This is a genomic window from Paenibacillus sp. FSL H8-0332 (assembly GCF_037963835.1).
Lineage (GTDB): Bacteria > Bacillota > Bacilli > Paenibacillales > Paenibacillaceae > Paenibacillus_AQ > Paenibacillus_AQ rhizoplanae.
On sequence record NZ_CP150145.1, the window covers coordinates 6,972,297 to 6,991,437 of the forward strand.

The following is a 19,141-nucleotide window of genomic DNA, read 5'->3' on the forward strand; positions in this document are numbered from 1 at the left end:
GGACGGATGTATTCTCCATTCGCAGCTCTTGCAAGGCACCGCATACTTTACTTCAAATCCGCAACCTCCATCACTTTATCCCTGAACCGGTACGTCACACTAACTTCTTCAATAATTGCTGTGTCGTCGTAGGCCAGAAAACTCTCGAACGCTAACGTATCGTTATCCTGCCACACAAGATGGTTCGCATAACTGTAATTCTCATGATCACTGCGCGTCCAAGTTTCCAGCTTACGCTGCGCGCCATGTCTGATTCTCGCCGACTCTACCAGCTCCGGGCTGATCGTCCCCTTCTCCACATTCAGGATTTGCACAAATTCACTCTTGTTAGAGCTGGTGACCACCGCAAGGAGCTTGCGGTCCGGGGACGGGAGGATCTCCTTAATGTACATCGAAGGGGCCGCGAAGCTGAAATACGGTTCCAGCACATCACCCTTGATCCGCCACAGCACATTCTGGGTGCCGTAATCCGAATAGTTGTTGAATAAGGCGAATACGATGCTCCCGTCGGCCATTTTGTGGAGATACGGACTCTGGTAGCTTTTCGACAGGATATCTGTGGCAAAAGCAGCCGACTCCGCGATCTTCGCGGAAGCACTGGTCAAGAAGGGCTGCAGCTTCTGCAGCGCCAGCTCCCGCGCCTTGGGATCATTGAAGCTCTCCACCAGCCGGTTCACTGCAATATATACCTTGTCATCGTTCCCGCTGGCTAACGCCTTGAGGAATTTGTCGGCTTCATACTGCGCACGGGGGGCCAGCTCCATATCCTCCGCTGTCAGATAACGGATGTAGGGCTCCTCTGTTTTATTTCTGGTGTATTCTGTGGCAAGCAGCACGGTAGAAGTTGAGCTGTACACGACCAGACAGGCGACCAGTGCGATCCAACTTTTGGAGAACCTGTGTCTCCTGCCCCTGCCCCTTACTCCGCTGTGTTCAGCCGCCGCAATCAGCTCCTCGTCAATCAGTCCGATCTCTTTATACAAGTCCTCCCGCTTCATAGGTGAACGCCCCCCTGGTCTAAATGAACTCTAAGCTTGTTCCGGGTCCTGAATAGGCTCGACTTCACCTTACTGCTGCTCATATCGAACCTGCTGGCGAGGGATTCTATCGAATCCGCATACCAATACCGCCTGATGAATAAATTTCGTGCTCCCTCCTCCAGCCCATACAGGAATTCATTGATTAACCGGGCCGTTTCGCCTGCGGCATGCTCCGTTTCAACCGTCTCCGCCGCAGGCAGGCAGTCTTCCAGCTCCTCCAGAATCACCTCGAACTGGCGGCTCCGCTTCTTGGCCGTATTATAACCATGCTTGTCGAGCGCAATATTGCGGGTGATTCGCCCCAAGAATACCGGCAGCCTCCTGGGCAGGTTAGGCGGAATAGCGTTCCACGCAGCCAGGTATGTATCGTTCTCGCACTCTTCGGTATCGGAAGGGTTCGCGACAATGTTCCTGGCGATCGCCCGGCAGTAAGCACCATATTTGTTCCGGGTCTCCGTGATGGCCTGCTGTGAGCGATGTAAGTATAGCTGAATGATTCCCTGATCTTCCATCTGCTAGTTTCTCCTTTGGTATCCTCTTATCTATATAGTAGAGAATTCCGGGTAACGGTTGCACTTATACGCTAATTATTTTTAGCACAAAAAAATCCTGGCACATAAGCATCACTGCTTACACACCAGGATGGGGATATAAATCTCTTGTTAACCGAGGACCGGCGGGTTCAGCTCAGTGGTGCTGTCACCCTCCGCATCTGCCGGTTTCGGGATGACCTTAATGTCCACAATCAGGGAATCCGTCAGCTCCGTATCGGCCCAGGCTGTGCCGTCCCATACCTGCTTGCGGTAGATGACGGTTATCTTGTAATCACCTGCTGAGGAGGGAGCATATGCAGCCTGATACACCTCATCCATTACGGTGAATACGCCCGCCACACCTTCCTCCGTGGAGCTCCATGCTTCCGGATAATAACGCTCATCTCCGGGGGCGACAGGTGCTACGCTCTGGTTATGGCCTTCAGCCGTCAGGCTGAATGTTTCCCCTGCAAAGGGACTGCCCGGGCTAACACTGAGCCGGTTGCCTTCAGGCGTAACCGCTTCATACACATCTTGGGTTACCGTCTTAAGCGCATTGGCCGTCACCTTGTGTATCCCTGTAACGCGGGCATTATCGAACACAGCATTCTGGGAGGTCGTTCTGAAGCCGATCCGCCCTGCGGTTAATTCCGTTTGCGGGTTCGTCCATTCGAGCTTCAACTGGCCGTCCACAAATCCTAGAATCCGATTGCCTTTGATGACCGCCTTCAGGGTATACCACTGGCCCGCAGCCGCATCGGCAAAAAGTATACTAGACACGGGGGTCAGCGTTCCGTTAACCGCCTTGAACAGCTCCAGCTTCTTGTCGTTGACGTTGATCCGGTACATGTAATAGTTATTGGCGTCCTGCACCCGGAAGAGAATACCGGCATTGGCATTCGCGATGGGAACCTTCACTTTGGCTTCAAAAGCAATATCCTGCCACACGCTCCCAGCTGTAATAAGTCCCGTCGTATTCCCCGTCGTCTGGATCAAGGCTTTCGTACTGCCGTCAGTGGTTACGCTCCAGGTCCCGCTGGCAGCCGTCCAGCCCGCCAGATTGCCATCCTCAAAGTTATCCGTGAACCGGACCGAATTAGGATTGGCATCAATCGGGGTCTCCTCCACATCGGTAACCTGAATCGTGAAGCTTTTTTCCAGAGACAGGCCATTGGCGTCAATGCTCTTCACCCGGATGCTATAGCTGCTCTTCGCTTCATAATCCGGCGTGGTGCGGAGGATCAGCCTGTCTCCCTGCGGGGCAATGGAGAAGCTGCTGTTATCGGCGTCTCCCTGCCCGGGAACCAGCGCGTAAGTAAAGGTCTGGCCCGCATCCGGATGGGCTGTCGTGAAGGTGCCCACTACACCGCCTGGAGTAGTCAGCTCCGGCACCTGGGTTGAGCTGAGAGTGATATCAGTGGGCGGATTGTGAATGGCAGTCACCTTGGCATCGTCATACCAGACCCCGGCTGAAGTGGTGCGGAAGCCGATTCCGCCCGAGGTTAATTCATTGACCGGATTGGTCCATGTGGTCTTCAGCACACCATCCACATACCCTTTGATGGTATTGCCCTGAACCGTCGCCTTAAGCGTATACCATTGGTTCTTGACAGGCACAAACGAAGTATTCGAGACCTGCGTCAACGTTCCAGCCACAACCTTATAGAGCTGCAGCTGGCTTGTGCTGGCATCGATCCGGTACATATAGAAGTTGTTCTGATCCTGCACCCGGAAGACAATGCCTGCGTTCTCGCTTCCATTAATGAGAGGTAGTCTGGCTCTGGCTTCATACGTGTAATCCGTCCAGGATGCACCGGCCTTGGCGGTGATCAGCGCCGTCGTGGTCTGGCTGGTGGACAGCACCCGGTTCCCTGTTCGATCGGTTACCGCCCAACTGGTTGCACCTGAAGCCATAGTCCAATCCGTGGTCAGCCCGGAGGTGAAGTAATCGCTGAACCAGGCCTGATCCGTATTTGCGAAGACCACCCCGCTTACATTCTCATTCTTGATGCTCACCTTCAGGTCACTGAGATTCTTCGCCAGCTTTCCTTTGACCACCACATCTGCAAAAGTTACCCCGTTCACCATCCCGCCTCTGGTAGGGTTGCCCTGAATAGGGGAATCTCCTCCCGTATCGCGGACATTGATGTTCCGGAGAATGACATTGCTTACATCGCCGGATGTACTGGTGGAGACCCGCAGCCAGTAATTCCCGAACTGGTTGATGCCCACCCGTTCAATATCAATATTCTCGAAGGTCACATCCTGGGCCCAGCCTTCGACCGGGAGCGGATTCTCTGTGTAAGCATGATCCACCAGCAGCGCCCGCGCGCTCTGATAGACATACGAATTGCGGATGGTTACGCCAATCTGGGGCGTGCATATGCCCATGCCCAGCTTGAAGGCGGCGCAGCGCGTCCAGGCGAAGCAGTCCTCGAAGACCACATTCTCCAGATGCTCGATGGCTCCCGGCCAGTCCTTGGACATTCCTTTCTGCGGCCAGGTCTTGGTGGAGAAGGTATCGTCATCCGAGATGGCAAGCGCATGCTTCACCAGCACGTTCTGGCTCTCATTAATGTCGATGGCATCATCCTCAAGCGTAAATAAATCCTGGTATCCCTTATAATTGGTGATGGTCACGTTATCGGAGCGGACCACCAGGAACGCCCAGAAGCCGCCATCCCGCAGGGTTAACCCGTCAAACTTGAAGTTGCTGGTCGCCATCGGCACCACCAGGTTATTGATGAACCCTTCTCCCTGCTTATGGGTTGCAGGCGGATTGGTCATCTTGCGTTTGCGCATTTCTATCCCTTTACCATCGATGGTTCCGCGTCCCCGCATGGTGATATTCACGGAATTGGTCGCGGTGCGGATAAAGTAGGTTCCATCCGAGATCGAATCCTTGCGGAAGTCATTCCGGTAGTCCTCGCCCCGGCCTGTGCCGACAATGACTGCACCCCCGGCCAGGTAGAACGTAACATTGCTTTTCAGGGTCAGGTTGCTGCTCTTATACACGCCTGCCGGAATATACACAATGCCGCCCCCGGCCTGATTGGCTGCATCAATCGCCTGCTGGATGGCACCCGAGGTGATCGTTGCCCCCGTCTTGTCAGCGTTGAATGGCGCAGCGGTCACATTGTAGATCCCCGGGCCGGAGGACGCAGGGATGTCTGTCTCCAGCGGATCGGCGGCGATCACGAGTCTTTTGCGGCGCTTGTCCGGGTCCTTCTCATTCGGGTCTTCGTTCGCAGGTGCATTAATATCCACGATCACATAGGTTGAGGCCGACAGGGTGAAGGTCAGCTTGTTGCCGTTGACCGTTCCTGTGATGTTCTTGGCCAGCGGACTGATCGAATACGAGGTAATCGGCTTGTCTGCCGTCACCTCAAGGCTAACCGTTCCGTCAAAGGAGAACTGGGCGTAGTCATAATCAGGCAAATACTTGATGACGGGGACCGCCTCATTGTTCACCTTCAACGAATAGACAGCAGACGGAGTATAGATAGACGGCATCGGGTAATTCTGGATGGTTGCCGGGGCAGCGGCGGCCACCTGCGGCACCGGTTCCGGTTCCGGTTCAGCCGCACCGGCGGTCTGCGGGATGAACCCTGTGAATGCGACAGCAAGCACCAGCAGCAATCTCATTACTTTGTGAGTAAGCATAAATACCTCCTCCAGATCAATTTTGGCTCCAGGCAACCGCTTTCAATTTCCAGCAGGATACATAGAGTCATTCCCTACTATAATCCCGGGCCAAAAAGAAAGGAGGGTGGCAAACCCACTCTCCAGGGACACAATTATACTGTTCTAAACCGCTCTCCGGTCTAGATTAAAGCGCCGAAATGGCCCTCACATCCGTGACCGCGCTGCTTCCGGTATGACCCGCTGCTTTCCATATGCAATTGGAAACGGCTTTACCGTCCCATTCTTATATTTTGAAAAATCTACGAAAACAATTTACATAATATTCTATATATGGTATCCTCGATGTGGATGCGCTTACATATTATGTCGGGAGAGGAGGAGGCGACTCCGTTTCTGTAGAGGGAAGGCGAATAGGGTTCACCAATCGAATGAAGGAGGACATATGAAATGAAGAAAATAATGACCCGAATTGCAAGTCTGGCTCTGGCGACAGTCCTGCTGTTGCCTGCAATGTCTTATGCATCACCTGTGACAGAGGAGCAGGATCTGAGCCTGTCTGCGGATGCCGCTGCGGCTGTAACCAGCACCATCACTCCCGCTCCGCAAGGCTATGACGGATACCGCAATAATATTCCGCACGGCAACGTACAGCAGATTTCTTATTATTCGACTACCGTAGGCAAATCGAGAAACGCGATGGTGTACACCCCTCCGGGCTATACCCCTTCCAAGACCTACAACGTTCTCTACCTGCTTCACGGCATCGGCGGGGATCAGAACGAATGGCTGAACGGGATGAATCCGCGGAACATTCTGGACAACCTGTACTCCCAGAACAAGCTCGCGCCGATGATTGTCGTGTTCCCGAACGGCCGCGCTATGGCGGATGACCGCCCGATCGGCGATATTTATGCACCGGACAAGGTAGCCGCCTTCGAGCGGTTTGAATTCGATCTGATTAATGACCTCATTCCTTACGTTGACTCTCACTTCCCGGTATACAAAAACAAGCAAAACCGTGCCCTGGCCGGCTTATCCATGGGCGGCGGACAGACCCTGAACTTCGGCCTGAAGCATCTGGACAAGTTCTCCTGGATCGGCGCGTTCTCCTCTGCTCCGAATACGAAGTCGGCTTCACAGCTGATCACCAATCCGGCGCAGACGGCCAGCCAGCTGAAGCTGCTCTGGATCTCCTGCGGCGCTTCGGACGGCCTGCTCTATGTCAGCCAGAATTTCCATAACAGCCTGACCAGCATGAACGTTCCGCATCTGTGGTATCTGGATGTAGGCGGACATGAAGGCAAGGTCTGGAGCAGCGGACTGTATCAGTTCTCGCAGCGGATCTTCAAGTAATCCTGGTCATAGCCTGCCTTCCCCTGATCCGCTAAGGTAGGGGGAGGGCAGCATTTCAAGATGAGCCCGGCCATACTACAAGGAGGGCAATAAGATGGATGCAATAATCGATTACTATGATTCCTATGATGAGGAGGGAAGGCTGTTCAGGGATAACGGGCATCAGATCGAATGGATCACAACGATGTCTTACTTCAAAAGGCTGTTTAAGCCGGAAGCCTACATTCTTGACGGCTGCGCAGGAACGGGGAATTACTCCTTTCAGCTTGCAGAATTGGGGCATAAGGTAGTTGCCGGAGATATTGTTCCTCATAATGTAGATATCATCAGAGAGAAGCAGCGCATACGCCCGGTATTAGCTGATATGTATACAGGAAGCATCACGGATTTATCACGTTTTGACAGCGGAATTTTTGATGTTGTTTTGAACATGGGAGCCTTTTATCATATCGGCAATGAAGACCGGCAGCTTGCCATGACCGAATGCCTGCGCGTACTGAAGCCGGGCGGATTACTCGCGGTCTCCTATATTAACAATGCCGCCGTTTCGGTATTAAGCATAAGTGATAGACTCAGGAACATGGAAGATGTACTTACCTGGCATACCAACCAGACGAAGGATGGTCTATTCCTACATATGTCCCCCCTGGAAATGGAACACATGGCCGCAGCCTATCATACAGAGATCGTTGCCCATCTTGGAACAGACGGAATCGGCTATCTTCTAGCTAACCATATTAATGGGGCGCAGCAAGAAGATTTCGAACACTGGCTTCAGTTTCATCTGCGGACCTGTGAGGATAAGAGTCTGCTCGGGTATAGTTTGCATGCACTGGCGATTATGCGCAAAAGATAAAAAACGGACCCGCCCAGCTGACGATTTACGCTACCATTCACGACCGCACATGGGCACATCCGGCCAACTTCCCTCGCGCCGGCAGATTGTATTCGGTTTTTCGATTACATCTGGCCCACGCGTCCACGCAATGCCGAATGTGATCGGTTTTTCGATAACATTTTGGTCGATGCACTCGCCAGAGAGCAAAAGAAAGCTGCACGCTCTTCGCATGCAGCCCTTCTCAAGCCCTCTTATGGTGTGCCAACACGTAACCACGCTGCTGGAGTTTTCCTGATGAAATGCTTCTCTTCTTCAGCAATACTGCGGCAACACCTGTACAACGTATGGGAACTTCAACGTTCGTCTTATTCATGCCTGATCCTCTCCGCTGCTATTTGCCCGCTCTATCCAAGCTCCGTATAAATCTGGAACGTCACCCCGAACTTGTCCGTCAGATCGCCGAAGCCCGGGCTGAACGGCTCCTCCCGAAACGGCATATTAACCTCCCCGCCCTCCTGCAGCGCATCAAAAATTCTCCGTGATTCCTCCACGCTGTCCGTAGTAACGCAGACCGTTACCCGCTTCCCGCTCTCAACTGGCGTACCGCCGGGAGTATCCGAGAACATCAGCTCCGTGCCGCCCACCTGGACCTTGGCATGGGCCACCAGACTCCGCACCTCATCCGGGAACGTGTCCGGGAGGTCCGGCATATCACCATACGTCAGGATAGAGAGGACTTCAGCACCCATAGTCTGTGCATAGAATTGAATAGCCTCCTGCGTGCGCCCCTCCAGGGTGATGTAGGGAGTAAGTTTGATTGTCATTGATTGTTCCTCCTTGAATTCGGAATGGTGTCGCTTGTGCGATTCATTAGTATAGACGTTCCGGCCGCGGCAGAATCATCGGTGTTCCGGCAATCCGAAGCGAATAAATAATTCAGCATCTATAAAATGATGAACATGCGCGATCTTCCCCCCGCTCAGTTCAAGCACATGAATCGCCCACGGGACCAGCAATCCGTCTTCTCCAGAGGGAACATACTGGGCAACGGCGGGCCGGTTCCCGTTCACCCGGACCGGCAGCAACCGCGAGCCCACACAGTGACTGCGTGTGATCTGGTAGAAGGCCGCGAGATCCGCGCCGCCTTGCACCCACATCGTAAATGGCGGCATCGACAGGCTGCCGTTCTCCTGGAATAAGGCTAACAACGCATCAATATTGTATTGTTCAAAAGCCTCCACGTATCTGGTAATCAGCCCTTCGTCCACTTCGTCATCGTCAACCTGCAAGGCCCCGGACCGGAGCTGTGCCTTGGCCATGGCCGCCCGTGCCCGCTGCATCGCGCTGTTCACCGCAGCCACGGTCATCTCCAGTGCCCCGGCGGTCTCAGCTGCCGACCACCGGAACACCTCCTGCAGAATCAGCACGGCACGCTGCCGGGGCGGCAGCAGCTGAAGCAGCGCAATGAAGGACAGGCGAATGGTCTCGCGGCTGATCAGGATATTGCCAGGGTCATCCACATGGCCCGGAGCGGGCCAGATCCAGGAATGCTGAGGCAGGCTCTCCCTAGGCTCCGTAACGACAGCGGCCGGTTCCGAGAGATCCATCGGCAGCGCCCGCCGCTTGGCGCTTCTCAGCCGGTCAAGACAGACATTGGTGGCAATCCGGTACATCCAGGCTCGGAGAGAGGCCTGCTGCCTCATCTGCTCCTGGTGCTTCCAGGCCCGGATCATAGTATCCTGTACCGCATCCTCCGCCTCGAAAATGGAGCCCATCATCCGGTAACAATACCCGGTTAGCTCGGAGCGCATGTCCTCCAGCCCGTCCAGGGTCTCGTAGGTCGCATGGTTATGATTCACTTATGACATCCTCTCCTTCATGACAATCATCCGCACTCCTCCTTATTCTTCACTCCTATGAATACAGCTCGCATCCCTTCGACAGAAGCCACGCTTTCATCTTGGCGAATACCTGCCCGGCAGCCTGCTCATAGAAAACGGCTACCTCCTGTCCACCCGCCAGATTCAGGCGGATATAGCCGCCCAGATTCCGGTAGAACAGGTAGCAGACGTAAGGATTCTCAATGCAGAGATCCGGCGGAGCCTCCGCACGGCACAGGTCAGCCAGCTCCGTGAGCGCCAGCTGGCCCTCTCCCGGCACCATCCGCAGGAAGAAATGCTCACGGGTTCCCGTCCATGGCTCATAATAGACGCTCTCCTCCTGGCTCCGCCCATACATCCGGCGGTAGATGCCGTCCAGGATCAGGGCATAGCCAACATCCTCTTCCTTTTCCCCGGCTGGCAGCGGGATCGCTTGAATCTGTTCTGCATGACGGGGCAGCCACAGTAGTCCGTCCACCCGGGGATGGACCGCCAGGAAATCACCGTCCACGGTGGTCCCGATAGCGGTACACTCCCCGATCTGCTGCTCCGTTATAGGACTGTCTTCATCATGCTCCCATAACCCGTATTCAGCAAAAGGCCGCAACACCTCTGTGTCAGGGATCTGCACATTCATCCAGCCCCGATACGTTCCTTCGCCGTACTGCTGCAAGAACCGGGTATAGGCTGGCGGATACAGTCCTGCGTTCTCTGCTTCAAGCTGCTTCCTGAGATGCTCTGACAGCCCCTTGGGCTCAGATACGATATACATTCGTCATTCCCCCGGTTTCCTGCGTGAGTTATTCATCAATAACCTTATTCTGCGGCTTCCGTCAGCCAAGCTTGCATCACTGGAGATTCTGCCTGGTTCAAGCGCAGGGCAATGTCCGTATTCCCCTCATCCGGCGGCATCACTTCGGCAAGCACGCATACGTCCTCACGTGGCTGATTGAGCGCGAACAGACCCTCAGCATCCAGCATCCGCATCGCCAGCTCCATAGCCCCCAGCCTCATAGTGAACTCATCGTTCCAAGCATCATCCTCAAGCTCCGCAATAGACGGACGCGCCTGGAATAACCGCTTGACCTCATCGAAATGCTCATCCCCGAAGCAGCAATACGGCGAATCGGCATAAGACCATTTGATCAGCTCGGCGATCTCTGCTGCCGGTGTGCTGCCGCCCTCTGACTGCCTGGCCGCTTCCTGCTCCAGCGCTTCCCGCGACCAGGCGGAGAGGCTTGGTGCATGTCCCTCGCCCGTTGTATATAGAGTGCAGTAATAATAATGCTCCCCATTCGCAAAAAGCGCGCGGAACGACCTCCGCGCCGCCTCCGCAATCTCCGCCGCCAGCCGCTCCACTTCCTTCTGTGCCACATTCATGGCTACTTCCTCTCGTCGATCAGCTGTTCCAGGAATCCGGCAAACGTCACGGCGTATTCCTCAATCAGATCATTCATCAGGTCATAACGCATGACCGGGAATTCCCCCTGTTCATCCGGGGAAGAGGTGTCGAAGTAATACAGCTCATCGCTGTCCGGCACAAACAGGTCCATTCGATGTGGAAACCGGGATACCCACCATTCCTCCGCCAGATTCAGCCTGTGGATATACAGCAGATCCCAGTCGGTATACTCCCTATCCTCAGGAGCAACCAGCGTCAGAATTTGACCGTCCCCCAGGCTCCCACCTCCATAACGGGCCAGCCACCAGCGGTAAGACGGCGGCAGCTTGAAGCCTAGCTCCTCCTCAGCTTCGGCAATCCAGCTCTCCTCGGCCCCATGGCCGGGAAACCACCTTATAGCGGAAGGCTTGCTCAATTTCTCTGTCAGACGCTCATACATAGGTATGCTCCTCTCTCCCACATAGAGGGATGATTATAGATTATCAGGATGAACAGCAGCTGGCGCATCGTCATTCATGCGCAGCAGGATATACTCAATCTCCTCCAGCGGCAGCTTCGAGGTCCGGCTAACCTCATGGAGTCCCATCTCCCGGGAGAGGAGGAGGCGTGCCTGATGGATTTTCCCTTCCAGCCAGTTATTCGCCAGCATCCAGCATTTCACCCGTTCCAGCAGCTCCGCTTGGGCAGTCTTACCGGCATGCTTGGTATATTTGGCAATGGACTCTGCCAGATAGCTGTACAGGTGAATGCCCAAGGCCTCGCGCTGCTCATTCTTGGACATACGCTGGTACACTTCATAGCTGAGGCTGATATCCAAATAGAGGGTATGATCCCCGCTGTCAAAGCGTCTGAACGTTCTCCGTCCATAGCTATCAGGCAATACCCGGAACACCACAAAGATATCATAGGGAAATTCCCATGTATTCGCCAGTTCCTCTAACGGAATCAATTCATCCCTGAGTACACCCACACATGTTCCATGGGTATCCAGCGTAAAACCCAGTTGCATATTAGCCCCCTCCCCCGCTTATAGCACGCTTGATTTATTTTCCCCTTCTATAGGCATCTGCCAGTTGGACCAGATACCAGACAGCCGCACCGGTCAAGGCTGCGAACAGCAGATTAATACAGCCGAATACAAGAAATAACTTGGCTTTGCCCGGCCCGATCCGCACAGCAGCAACAAGCTGAAGAATCGCAGGGAGCAGGAACATCAGCCAGGAGACGGTGATCAGCTTTTCGGTCTTGAAGCTCCACCATACCGCACAGCACGATAGAGCGAGCACTCCCCAGGTACAGATCAACTTCAGCGCCATCTGCTCCCCTCCCTTTCATGGATAACCCAATACATCAGTCAGGCCCTGATTGCCCATGGATTACGAGTCCATATTGTCTGACCATCCAGGAGTTGCTTAAATCTTCAGCCGCAGCACGGCTTATGCGTACAGAGGGCTTCTGTTCCTCCATCGCCTCCGGGTCTTGCGCCGAGAAGCGGAGAGGCTTGGTCATTTTTTGAATAGAGCCGGTGATTTCCTTATACAGGGCATAACTCAGCGGCTTGTGCTCCCGGACATCCTCATAGAGATAATACTCCCCTTGCTCATCCTGAGCATTGACCCGGTGCCCCTTAGGACAGGAGATCAGGATACAGGGCAGCTCGTTCTCTGCCCATTGCCCGTGATAGGGAATAGAAATCCCCTCATTTCTCGCAAAAAAACCAAAGCTCTCTGTGTCCGGCAGAACCGACATCGAATAGATGAAGAAGGGGCGCACCCCGCTCTCTTTTTCCGCAGCTGTATAATATTGATAGAAGGCGCGATACGCCTCCACCACCTGATTCTGATCATGCTCTGTATGGGTATAATTGGTTAAATAGTACCGCACTTGCGTTGGCTCCAGAAGCTCTACGACTCTCTTAAGCTCCTCGGGTGTGATGAAGAAGCGCAGCTTGTAGAATCCACTGTTTTTTAGCATCTTCTTCTACCATTCATAGGTAACAAAGCGTGCTCTGAGCGTCTCTTCATACGGTAACCATTCCGCATCGCTCCATAGAGACATTCCAGTAATTTCGGACAGCCGCTCCACCGCTTGCTCCGGGCTGGTAAGGCTGATGAATCCGCCGAAGTTCTCCTCCTCAGCTTGCATCCCGAGCACCCGCTGGATATATTCGTCTGCTATACGCTCTTCCCGCAGCTGTTCATAATCCTCCCGGGTCCAAGGCTCACAGAAGATTCGTTCGGCCTGGATCTCCCCCTGCTCAAAGAACGACAGCTCGAAGATCTCCTCATTCATATATGCCACGGTCATCACCGGCTCCTGTAGCAGCGCGGACAACGTTCTGCCAGCCTTTTTCACCGTACCCCACACGAAATAATCGTGAAGCACGCTGATCCAGCCCTCATTACTTTGGCTTACATAGATAACGGCCTTACGCTCCGGCGTCTCAGGATAACCCAATACTTTGCCATGCTTGCCGGTCAGCTCCTGTAAGGCTTGCAGGGTCTTCTCCAGGTCACCTGACTTGATATGCAGATTTGCAAACGATCTTCCCACGGGTGGATGGCCTCCTTTAATGGCTTGTTAATAGTTACTTGGCATACTAACATATAAACTAGATTCCATTCATTTTACCAAATAAATGTAAGGAGGGGCTACCTTGAATAAGAAATTCCTCTTGGCCAGATGGCAAGACGACCAGCTCTCTGAAGTGAACCGGCATCTGGCCGCGATTTCAGGTAAACATAATCTCCATCAAAAAGACCGCTCCTTCCCGCCTTCCCCTTATGGACAGACGGAGGCAGGACTCAAGGATTACCGGGGAGTTACCCTGACTGAGAGCATACAGTACCTCACTCTGCAGGATATTGATTTCTCTTATTCACGCTTCGAGGATTCGGCAAGCTTGAACACCTCTACATTTACCAATTGTTTCCTGGACGAGGTCAGACTGGACAAGAGATTCGTGACGCATACCTTCAATCACTGTTCCTTCCGGGGAGCGAAGCTGAATGGTGCCAGAATGAGCAAGGCGTTCCATGATTGTGATTTCACCGGCTGCAACTTAAGCAAAGTGATAGCTAATGATGTATCCTTCATCCGCTGCCGCTTTGATGGGGCCAATTTCCGCAGTGCCTTATTGTTGTATTGCCGGTTCGAGGAATGCAGCTTTGACGGGGCGCTGTTTCAAGACGGCTCCATAGCAGGAAGCCGCTTTGCGGGAGAGGCATGCTTGCTGCCTGAGTGGGGAAATACGGTATTGGATCATGTTAAGTTTGAGGAGTGATGTAGGTATATAGCACACCCCTCCACTATTTCCAGGGGAGGGGTGTGCGGATAAAAACTTAAGTATAGTGCAAAACAATTTCAAAATAATGTTATCCTTCGAGTATCCGAATAGCAGCTATAACAGCCTCCGCCTGACTCAGTGGAATTTTGTCTTGTTCTCTAAATACATAAATATTTTGCATACGCAAATACTCTTCATGAAAATTCATGTCAGTAAGGAGATCATGTAGATAGCGAAAGTCTTTAATCAAACAATCTGACGGAATACCACCAGAACGTACTTGCTCTTCTTCCCGCTCTAGTCCAATTAGGTACTGAAGGTTGGCTTTTTCTGTAAATAAATTTCGGATTTTTTCGTTAGTAAAAAGCACCATTAAATCATACAAATGTTTAGCAACATCAAATGCAAAATCACTTGGATTATCTGTTCTGGAGTTTATATATTGTCTGTATCTTTGATAATAAAACTCGGTAGCAAATACTTTGTCTATAAAGATCCGCTCTAGTTTTATGGTTAATATCTTAAAAGGCCGAACATTAAACTTTGTATCTAGTATTACTTGTGATTCTTTTTGGGCGTACAAGTAAAGAGCTGGGGCTATCAGCATGGGCTCTACAGGTTCGCTTTTAGTAAACGAAGTAGCTTCAATCTTCACTCTTCCAAATCTTTGTAGTGGATCAGTCCCCTCACTACCATTAAAGATGGGGTCATATCCATAAACTGTGGTTATATTGCCCTTGCCTTTGCTCGATTGCTGATCATCTAAAAGCTTTTTTAAGCACGAGTAGCCCTCCGCTGACAATTCTAGCCGTTTTTTCTTTTGGGTGTTTGAGCTTACATCATCCACGCACACCGTTAAGTCAATATCCTCTGAGAACCGATTAATGGACAACAACGCTTTATATAGTGCAGTTCCGCCTTTAAAATAAGCCTTCCATTGTTCTTGATTCCGAGCCAGCTCCTCAAGCATCAGCGTAACATAATAATCTTTTTCTAAAACATCAGCCCTTATGCCAGCTTTCATACTAACTTGCAGTATGATTTCCTCAAAATCATCCTTACTTTCATGCAATATCATAACCGGGTACCCTCTGCAACTTTACCTAGGCGCCAAACTATATCCTTAGTGTAATTCATAGCGGCATATCCTAATAGCTTGCCATAGTCTAACTTGTTAGCTTCAATAAATTTGTTAATTATCCCTTCAGGGTGGGGAGCATCCCAGACCACCTGGTCTTTATTCTCAATGGCATCTAGGATCTGCAAATATAAATAGTTATCAATATTCACTTCCATACGCGGCTTACGTAATACAGTATGCAGCTCTTTCACAACCTTTGGAGCAGCTAAGTTAGTTGCAATAAAATTATATTTGGGCATTTGAGTTGTAAGCCCCAATCGGTGTTGGAGCGATGCTCCTGTTTCATAACCGACTCTAACATTTTCTTTAGGGGATACGTACATTTTTTTTACAACCTGATCCGGATTTAAATGGGACTTTCCAAATGCAGTGGTTTTAGGCTTGTAGTAGATCCCCTTCCTAAAGCTCTCCAATACTACACCATTTAAACGGTTTAAATTTGTATTCACAATTTTCCTTGCCTGAGTTTCTTCAAGCCCAAATTCCTCCATAACCCTCTCAGTAACTTCAGCAGTAAAAATTGGAGTTCCATATGGCGACTGAGCAATATAATTCGTAATGAAATCAACATACTTCCCCTTAATCGCTAATGTCATATATAAGCCACCTCCAATGCACTTGTTATTATTGTATACAAAAAACCAACAAATGATACATATATAATAACACCACATAAGTGTTGAAGGCCATCCTTTATACCATTACTCCTTTATATTTCCGCCTCTCCCTTAATAATGCTCATCATACTTCTCCCAGTAGCTATAATAGCTTCCTCAGCCGGGCGTGAGTTCCATCCCAGGAGACGCTTCGCCTTCTCATTACTCGTTGACATGTCCTGGCCCAGAAGGGTTGCTAACATTCTTAACTTGGGATTGAACAATGCCGCAGTTCGGCTACATCACGGACATCTACATAATCGGAATATATCTTCGGAACCGGCTTTTTCATAAATAATAACGATCCATCCTAGCCATAATAATGCAGATTCTCTCATTCCACCCAAAGGAGCAGTTAATCTTGAAAAAGCTATGGCTAATGGTGTTCACCCTCACGCTTGTATTCAATCTGGCGCAAGCCGCAGTACCGGTGCAGGCCCAGGCGGTCCCGAAGAAGGAGGCTGCCTGCATAAGCCCGCAAATGGTGCAGCTGAAAAGCGATATGCAGCAGGTGTGGATTGACCACACCATATGGACGCACAACTATATTGTGAGCGCCCTCAACAATAACCCGGATCAGAAGGAAGTGTTGGCGCGGCTGCTAAGGAATCAGGAGGACATAGGCAATGTCTTCAAGCCTTATTACGGGGAGGCGAACGGCAACAAGCTGGCCGGACTGCTCAAGGAGCATATTCAGATTGCCGGACAAATCGTCGCGGCCGCTCAGAAGGGCAATGCGGCGGAGGTGAAGAAGCTCCAGGCGGATTGGCACAGGAACGCCGATGAGATTGCCCGCTTCCTGAGCGGACTGAATCCGAACTGGTCCTTCAAAGGAGTGCAGGACATACTGTACGAGCATCTGCAGCTCGTCACGGACATCGTGCTTGATATCCTCAAGGGAGACTATGCTGCTTCTATTGCTGCCACCGACAAAAACGAGGTCCACATGATTCATTTTGCAGACCTGCTGACGGAAGGTATTGTGAAGCAGTTCCCGGAGAAATTTTAGGGGAGCAGACAGGCTTTTCACCATCTCGCAAAGGAGGGTGAAAAGCCTTTTTATTGCAGTCAACAGATCTTTTTCAGCAAATTGATCCTGTTTGATTAACATTTTTCACCATAAATTATTTCCAGAAACTCCAAAACAATTTCTGAAGTCACATCTTCCTCCGGTAAATATATAAACCGACTTAAGCGGAGAATATCCGGCTTATATAATTCAAGGAGTTTTAGAGTAGCATCAGAGTCTTTATTTCTAGCCGCCTGTAAGAGGTTTAAAAATTCGTTGTTTGTGATAGGTTCTGAAGCAATTTTCTTTTGCATTTATTTACCCCCTGTTGGCTTATGTTTAGTTGGTGGGCAACCTCCGCTTCTGACAAGCCTTCTAAATAGATTTTTTGCAAAATTAATCTCTCATGGAGAGAGAGCGTACGAAATATCTGCTCGACCACGACCCGGTTATCCGAAGATTCTGTAAAGGAAGGAGCCGGCAAATCACGCTCATAGCTTTGCTCGTGCCCTCTGAGCTTCTTAGCCCGGTACTGCAATCTCCAGCCAATGCGATAAATTTCAGTCTTGTAGCGGTTGTATTCACTCTGTTCCAAAGTGGTTCTCTCCCTCCAAATTAATATTACATATGTAAGTAGGGAAATTTTGAGAGGAAAACAACAACCAAATAAGAACATTTGTTCCTATTAATCAAACCATTTTTTTATATTTTGTGAAATGGTTGTGAAACAAGAAGGTCAGTTTCCCTATCCTAAAAGCAAAAATTGAGGAAGGAATGAATACATGAAGATTGAAGATGTGGTACCTTTGATAACCAATGTAGGTTTTCCGGTCACACTCTGCTTTATTTTGATTCATTATGTGCTGGATACCATAGGGGAGAAGTTAGAAAAACTGGATACTTCGTTGCATTTACTCACTCAAGCAATTCAGTCCTTGGCGGAACAAGAAAAAACAGGGAATATCAAAATGGTACGTAAATAGGTCGCATTGGTTCAACAGACTTAGGGAGCTGCGATAGCCGCAACTCCCTAAGAAAAACTAGTTTTTACAATCCCTATTTATATTTACAGCCAGTGTTGTAAATGCTTGATGTTAAATTTATACCACTGCTAGATTTATGGAGAAGTTAGTAATTGTTCGAGCATATCCGAAAATGACTTATAGTCGAACTCACTTACTATAGAATAATTTTGAATCGTTTCTTTCTTGCTTTTATCATAAACGTAAACATAATTTTCATTAAGGAATGCGACACGGAAGAGGAGCTTTTGATTTTCTTTTGAATAAATAAACAAATCATACTCAGAGGCAGCATCTACTTTATCAAAATTAGATGTTTTCTTTAATTTGAGATTAGACATTGGTTGGAACACATTTCGAATCTGATTTTGATCAATGACAGTTACATCTCTACTTGGGACCGAATCTGTTTTAAGAGGTAATCGGATTATTTGAAGAGTAACGTTTGTTTCATCAATCTTATTGAGTACTGCTTTATCCATAGTTGTAGATAAGCTCATAAAATAATAAATCCCGTAAATAATAATTCCAACAATTACAATTCCCGCTATTATCCAGTTTGACTTACGCTCCTTCATTACAATTCACTTCCTTTTTTAGTATTAATATACTGATCCACAATCTTCACTTTCCAATTATATACCAATCCAACGGAAAATAGATGCTTTAAATTCATTTCTAGGCTCAATAAAGAAGTAACGATAATACGTAACAAAGAGAACCTGATACTTAACCGTATCAGGTTCTCTTTGTTAAACAATCTTACACTATTTCCCAACCACTGCCTGAATGTGCTCTCTCGATAACCCCTTTACCGGAAACAAAACGAATAATCGTACCATTTTGTAAAGAAAATTCAAGAAATGGGAAACGAATTTGAAAAAGGTCGTACCGAGTCAACGGCTGCAATGTGCGAGCCATTTCAGTCATTGCGGATACACCATTCTGAATAACTTTTCCTGTATCATTCCCTACTCCACCAAACAAGCTTGCTACAAGACTTGCCACTCCAACCGTAACCCCAGCAGCCGTATTAGTCACAAAAATAAGTCCAAGAATAGTAGCCGATATTCCCCCCAGCGCCCCACTCAAGGCTACAGTATCAGCCGAGGAATCGCCCCAATGCCCATGAACATAGGAGTAGTTTTGTGCGTCACGCATTTGTTGAAGTTGAGAAAGACTAACCGTTACAGAAGCTGCATACTCACGACTTGTTGCCATAAAAAATCTACCTCCAGAAGAATAATTTTGTTTGAGAATCCAAGGCGCCTTGTTTTGTTTCTCACTTATAGGGATATTTTTTATGGCTTTTAACAACTCTTAATCACTATTTTTT

General features: G+C 50.1%; 23 protein-coding genes. 5 read left to right on the plus strand and 18 right to left on the minus strand.

Annotated elements, in window-relative coordinates:
• Positions 1 to 47: 47 nt before the first annotated feature.
• The 3 genes from NST43_RS30355 to NST43_RS30365 form a co-directional block, all read right to left on the minus strand.
• Positions 48 to 998, minus strand: coding sequence for a hypothetical protein (locus tag NST43_RS30355; RefSeq protein ID WP_339221161.1), 951 nt, complete (start codon positions 996 to 998; stop codon positions 48 to 50).
• Positions 995 to 1,552: a sigma-70 family RNA polymerase sigma factor gene (locus NST43_RS30360; RefSeq protein ID WP_339221162.1), complete on the minus strand. Its 558-nt coding sequence runs from the start codon at positions 1,550 to 1,552 to the stop codon at positions 995 to 997. Before NST43_RS30360 ends, NST43_RS30355 begins: the two co-directional genes overlap by 4 nt.
• 150 nt (positions 1,553 to 1,702) lie before the next feature.
• A complete protein-coding gene (locus NST43_RS30365; protein WP_339221164.1) occupies positions 1,703 to 5,236 on the minus strand; it encodes a family 16 glycoside hydrolase in 3,534 nt (1,177 codons plus the stop codon).
• Positions 5,237 to 5,665: 429 nt separating this feature from the next.
• Between NST43_RS30365 and NST43_RS30370 the strand changes: the two genes are divergently transcribed.
• Together NST43_RS30370 and NST43_RS30375 are read left to right on the plus strand one after the other, a co-directional pair.
• Positions 5,666 to 6,571 carry an alpha/beta hydrolase-fold protein gene (locus tag NST43_RS30370; protein ID WP_339221166.1) on the plus strand — a complete coding sequence of 302 codons (906 nt, stop codon included), beginning with the start codon at positions 5,666 to 5,668 and terminating at the stop codon, positions 6,569 to 6,571.
• A gap of 94 nt (positions 6,572 to 6,665) precedes the next feature.
• Positions 6,666 to 7,427: a class I SAM-dependent methyltransferase gene (locus NST43_RS30375; RefSeq protein WP_339221168.1), complete on the plus strand. Its 762-nt coding sequence runs from the start codon at positions 6,666 to 6,668 to the stop codon at positions 7,425 to 7,427.
• A 386-nt stretch (positions 7,428 to 7,813) separates the two neighbouring features.
• On the opposite strand, the gene NST43_RS30380 is transcribed toward NST43_RS30375, so the two are convergent.
• From NST43_RS30380 to NST43_RS30420, 9 genes are all read right to left on the minus strand, one after another.
• On the minus strand, positions 7,814 to 8,233 hold the full coding sequence (locus tag NST43_RS30380) for a VOC family protein (RefSeq protein ID WP_339221170.1): 420 nt from the start codon (positions 8,231 to 8,233) through the stop codon (positions 7,814 to 7,816).
• A 75-nt stretch (positions 8,234 to 8,308) separates the two neighbouring features.
• Complete coding sequence (locus tag NST43_RS30385; RefSeq protein ID WP_339221171.1) at positions 8,309 to 9,268, minus strand: sigma-70 family RNA polymerase sigma factor; 960 nt, start codon at positions 9,266 to 9,268, stop codon at positions 8,309 to 8,311.
• A 55-nt stretch (positions 9,269 to 9,323) separates the two neighbouring features.
• Entirely contained in the window at positions 9,324 to 10,061 is a 738-nt protein-coding gene (locus NST43_RS30390) for a hypothetical protein (RefSeq protein ID WP_339221173.1), read from the minus strand.
• 44 nt (positions 10,062 to 10,105) lie between these two features.
• Positions 10,106 to 10,669 carry a DUF4303 domain-containing protein gene (locus NST43_RS30395; protein WP_339221175.1) on the minus strand — a complete coding sequence of 188 codons (564 nt, stop codon included), beginning with the start codon at positions 10,667 to 10,669 and terminating at the stop codon, positions 10,106 to 10,108.
• A 2-nt stretch (positions 10,670 to 10,671) separates the two neighbouring features.
• Entirely contained in the window at positions 10,672 to 11,130 is a 459-nt protein-coding gene (locus NST43_RS30400; RefSeq protein ID WP_339221177.1) for an SMI1/KNR4 family protein, read from the minus strand.
• A gap of 33 nt (positions 11,131 to 11,163) precedes the next feature.
• Complete coding sequence (locus NST43_RS30405; RefSeq protein ID WP_339221179.1) at positions 11,164 to 11,700, minus strand: hypothetical protein; 537 nt, start codon at positions 11,698 to 11,700, stop codon at positions 11,164 to 11,166.
• 34 nt (positions 11,701 to 11,734) lie between these two features.
• Positions 11,735 to 12,007, minus strand: a complete 273-nt coding sequence (locus NST43_RS30410) for a hypothetical protein (RefSeq protein WP_036691592.1) — start codon at positions 12,005 to 12,007, stop codon at positions 11,735 to 11,737.
• Positions 12,008 to 12,041: 34 nt separating this feature from the next.
• Positions 12,042 to 12,665 (minus strand): hypothetical protein, encoded by a 624-nt coding sequence (locus tag NST43_RS30415; RefSeq protein ID WP_209987011.1) that lies wholly within the window; start codon positions 12,663 to 12,665, stop codon positions 12,042 to 12,044.
• Between the two features lie 6 nt (positions 12,666 to 12,671).
• Positions 12,672 to 13,244, minus strand: coding sequence for a hypothetical protein (locus tag NST43_RS30420; RefSeq protein ID WP_209987013.1), 573 nt, complete (start codon positions 13,242 to 13,244; stop codon positions 12,672 to 12,674).
• Positions 13,245 to 13,347: 103 nt separating this feature from the next.
• Here NST43_RS30420 and NST43_RS30425 point away from each other — a divergent pair, with 103 nt between their 5' ends.
• Positions 13,348 to 13,974 (plus strand): pentapeptide repeat-containing protein, encoded by a 627-nt coding sequence (locus NST43_RS30425; RefSeq protein ID WP_339221182.1) that lies wholly within the window; start codon positions 13,348 to 13,350, stop codon positions 13,972 to 13,974.
• Between the two features lie 91 nt (positions 13,975 to 14,065).
• On the opposite strand, the gene NST43_RS30430 is transcribed toward NST43_RS30425, so the two are convergent.
• Positions 14,066 to 15,055: a nucleotidyl transferase AbiEii/AbiGii toxin family protein gene (locus NST43_RS30430; RefSeq protein WP_339221184.1), complete on the minus strand. Its 990-nt coding sequence runs from the start codon at positions 15,053 to 15,055 to the stop codon at positions 14,066 to 14,068.
• Positions 15,052 to 15,714, minus strand: coding sequence for a hypothetical protein (locus NST43_RS30435; RefSeq protein ID WP_339221185.1), 663 nt, complete (start codon positions 15,712 to 15,714; stop codon positions 15,052 to 15,054). Before NST43_RS30435 ends, NST43_RS30430 begins: the two co-directional genes overlap by 4 nt.
• Positions 15,715 to 16,135: 421 nt before the next feature.
• On the opposite strand from NST43_RS30435, the gene NST43_RS30440 reads away from it, so the two are divergent.
• The gene (locus NST43_RS30440) at positions 16,136 to 16,783 is read left to right on the plus strand and encodes a glycosyltransferase (RefSeq protein ID WP_339221187.1); all 648 of its coding nucleotides are present in this window, start codon (positions 16,136 to 16,138) and stop codon (positions 16,781 to 16,783) included.
• A gap of 95 nt (positions 16,784 to 16,878) precedes the next feature.
• On the opposite strand, the gene NST43_RS30445 is transcribed toward NST43_RS30440, so the two are convergent.
• Together NST43_RS30445 and NST43_RS30450 are read right to left on the minus strand one after the other, a co-directional pair.
• Positions 16,879 to 17,097, minus strand: coding sequence for a helix-turn-helix domain-containing protein (locus NST43_RS30445; RefSeq protein ID WP_339221189.1), 219 nt, complete (start codon positions 17,095 to 17,097; stop codon positions 16,879 to 16,881).
• Positions 17,049 to 17,459 (minus strand): sigma factor-like helix-turn-helix DNA-binding protein, encoded by a 411-nt coding sequence (locus NST43_RS30450; RefSeq protein ID WP_339221191.1) that lies wholly within the window; start codon positions 17,457 to 17,459, stop codon positions 17,049 to 17,051. Before NST43_RS30450 ends, NST43_RS30445 begins: the two co-directional genes overlap by 49 nt.
• A gap of 106 nt (positions 17,460 to 17,565) precedes the next feature.
• Here NST43_RS30450 and NST43_RS30455 point away from each other — a divergent pair, with 106 nt between their 5' ends.
• The gene (locus NST43_RS30455; RefSeq protein WP_339221193.1) at positions 17,566 to 17,766 is read left to right on the plus strand and encodes a hypothetical protein; all 201 of its coding nucleotides are present in this window, start codon (positions 17,566 to 17,568) and stop codon (positions 17,764 to 17,766) included.
• Between the two features lie 134 nt (positions 17,767 to 17,900).
• Here NST43_RS30455 and NST43_RS30460 read toward each other — a convergent pair whose 3' ends face one another.
• Both NST43_RS30460 and NST43_RS30465 read right to left on the minus strand, forming a co-directional pair.
• Positions 17,901 to 18,383 carry a hypothetical protein gene (locus NST43_RS30460; RefSeq protein WP_339221195.1) on the minus strand — a complete coding sequence of 161 codons (483 nt, stop codon included), beginning with the start codon at positions 18,381 to 18,383 and terminating at the stop codon, positions 17,901 to 17,903.
• A 184-nt stretch (positions 18,384 to 18,567) separates the two neighbouring features.
• Positions 18,568 to 19,026, minus strand: a complete 459-nt coding sequence (locus NST43_RS30465) for a hypothetical protein (protein ID WP_339221197.1) — start codon at positions 19,024 to 19,026, stop codon at positions 18,568 to 18,570.
• Positions 19,027 to 19,141 lie beyond the last annotated feature (115 nt).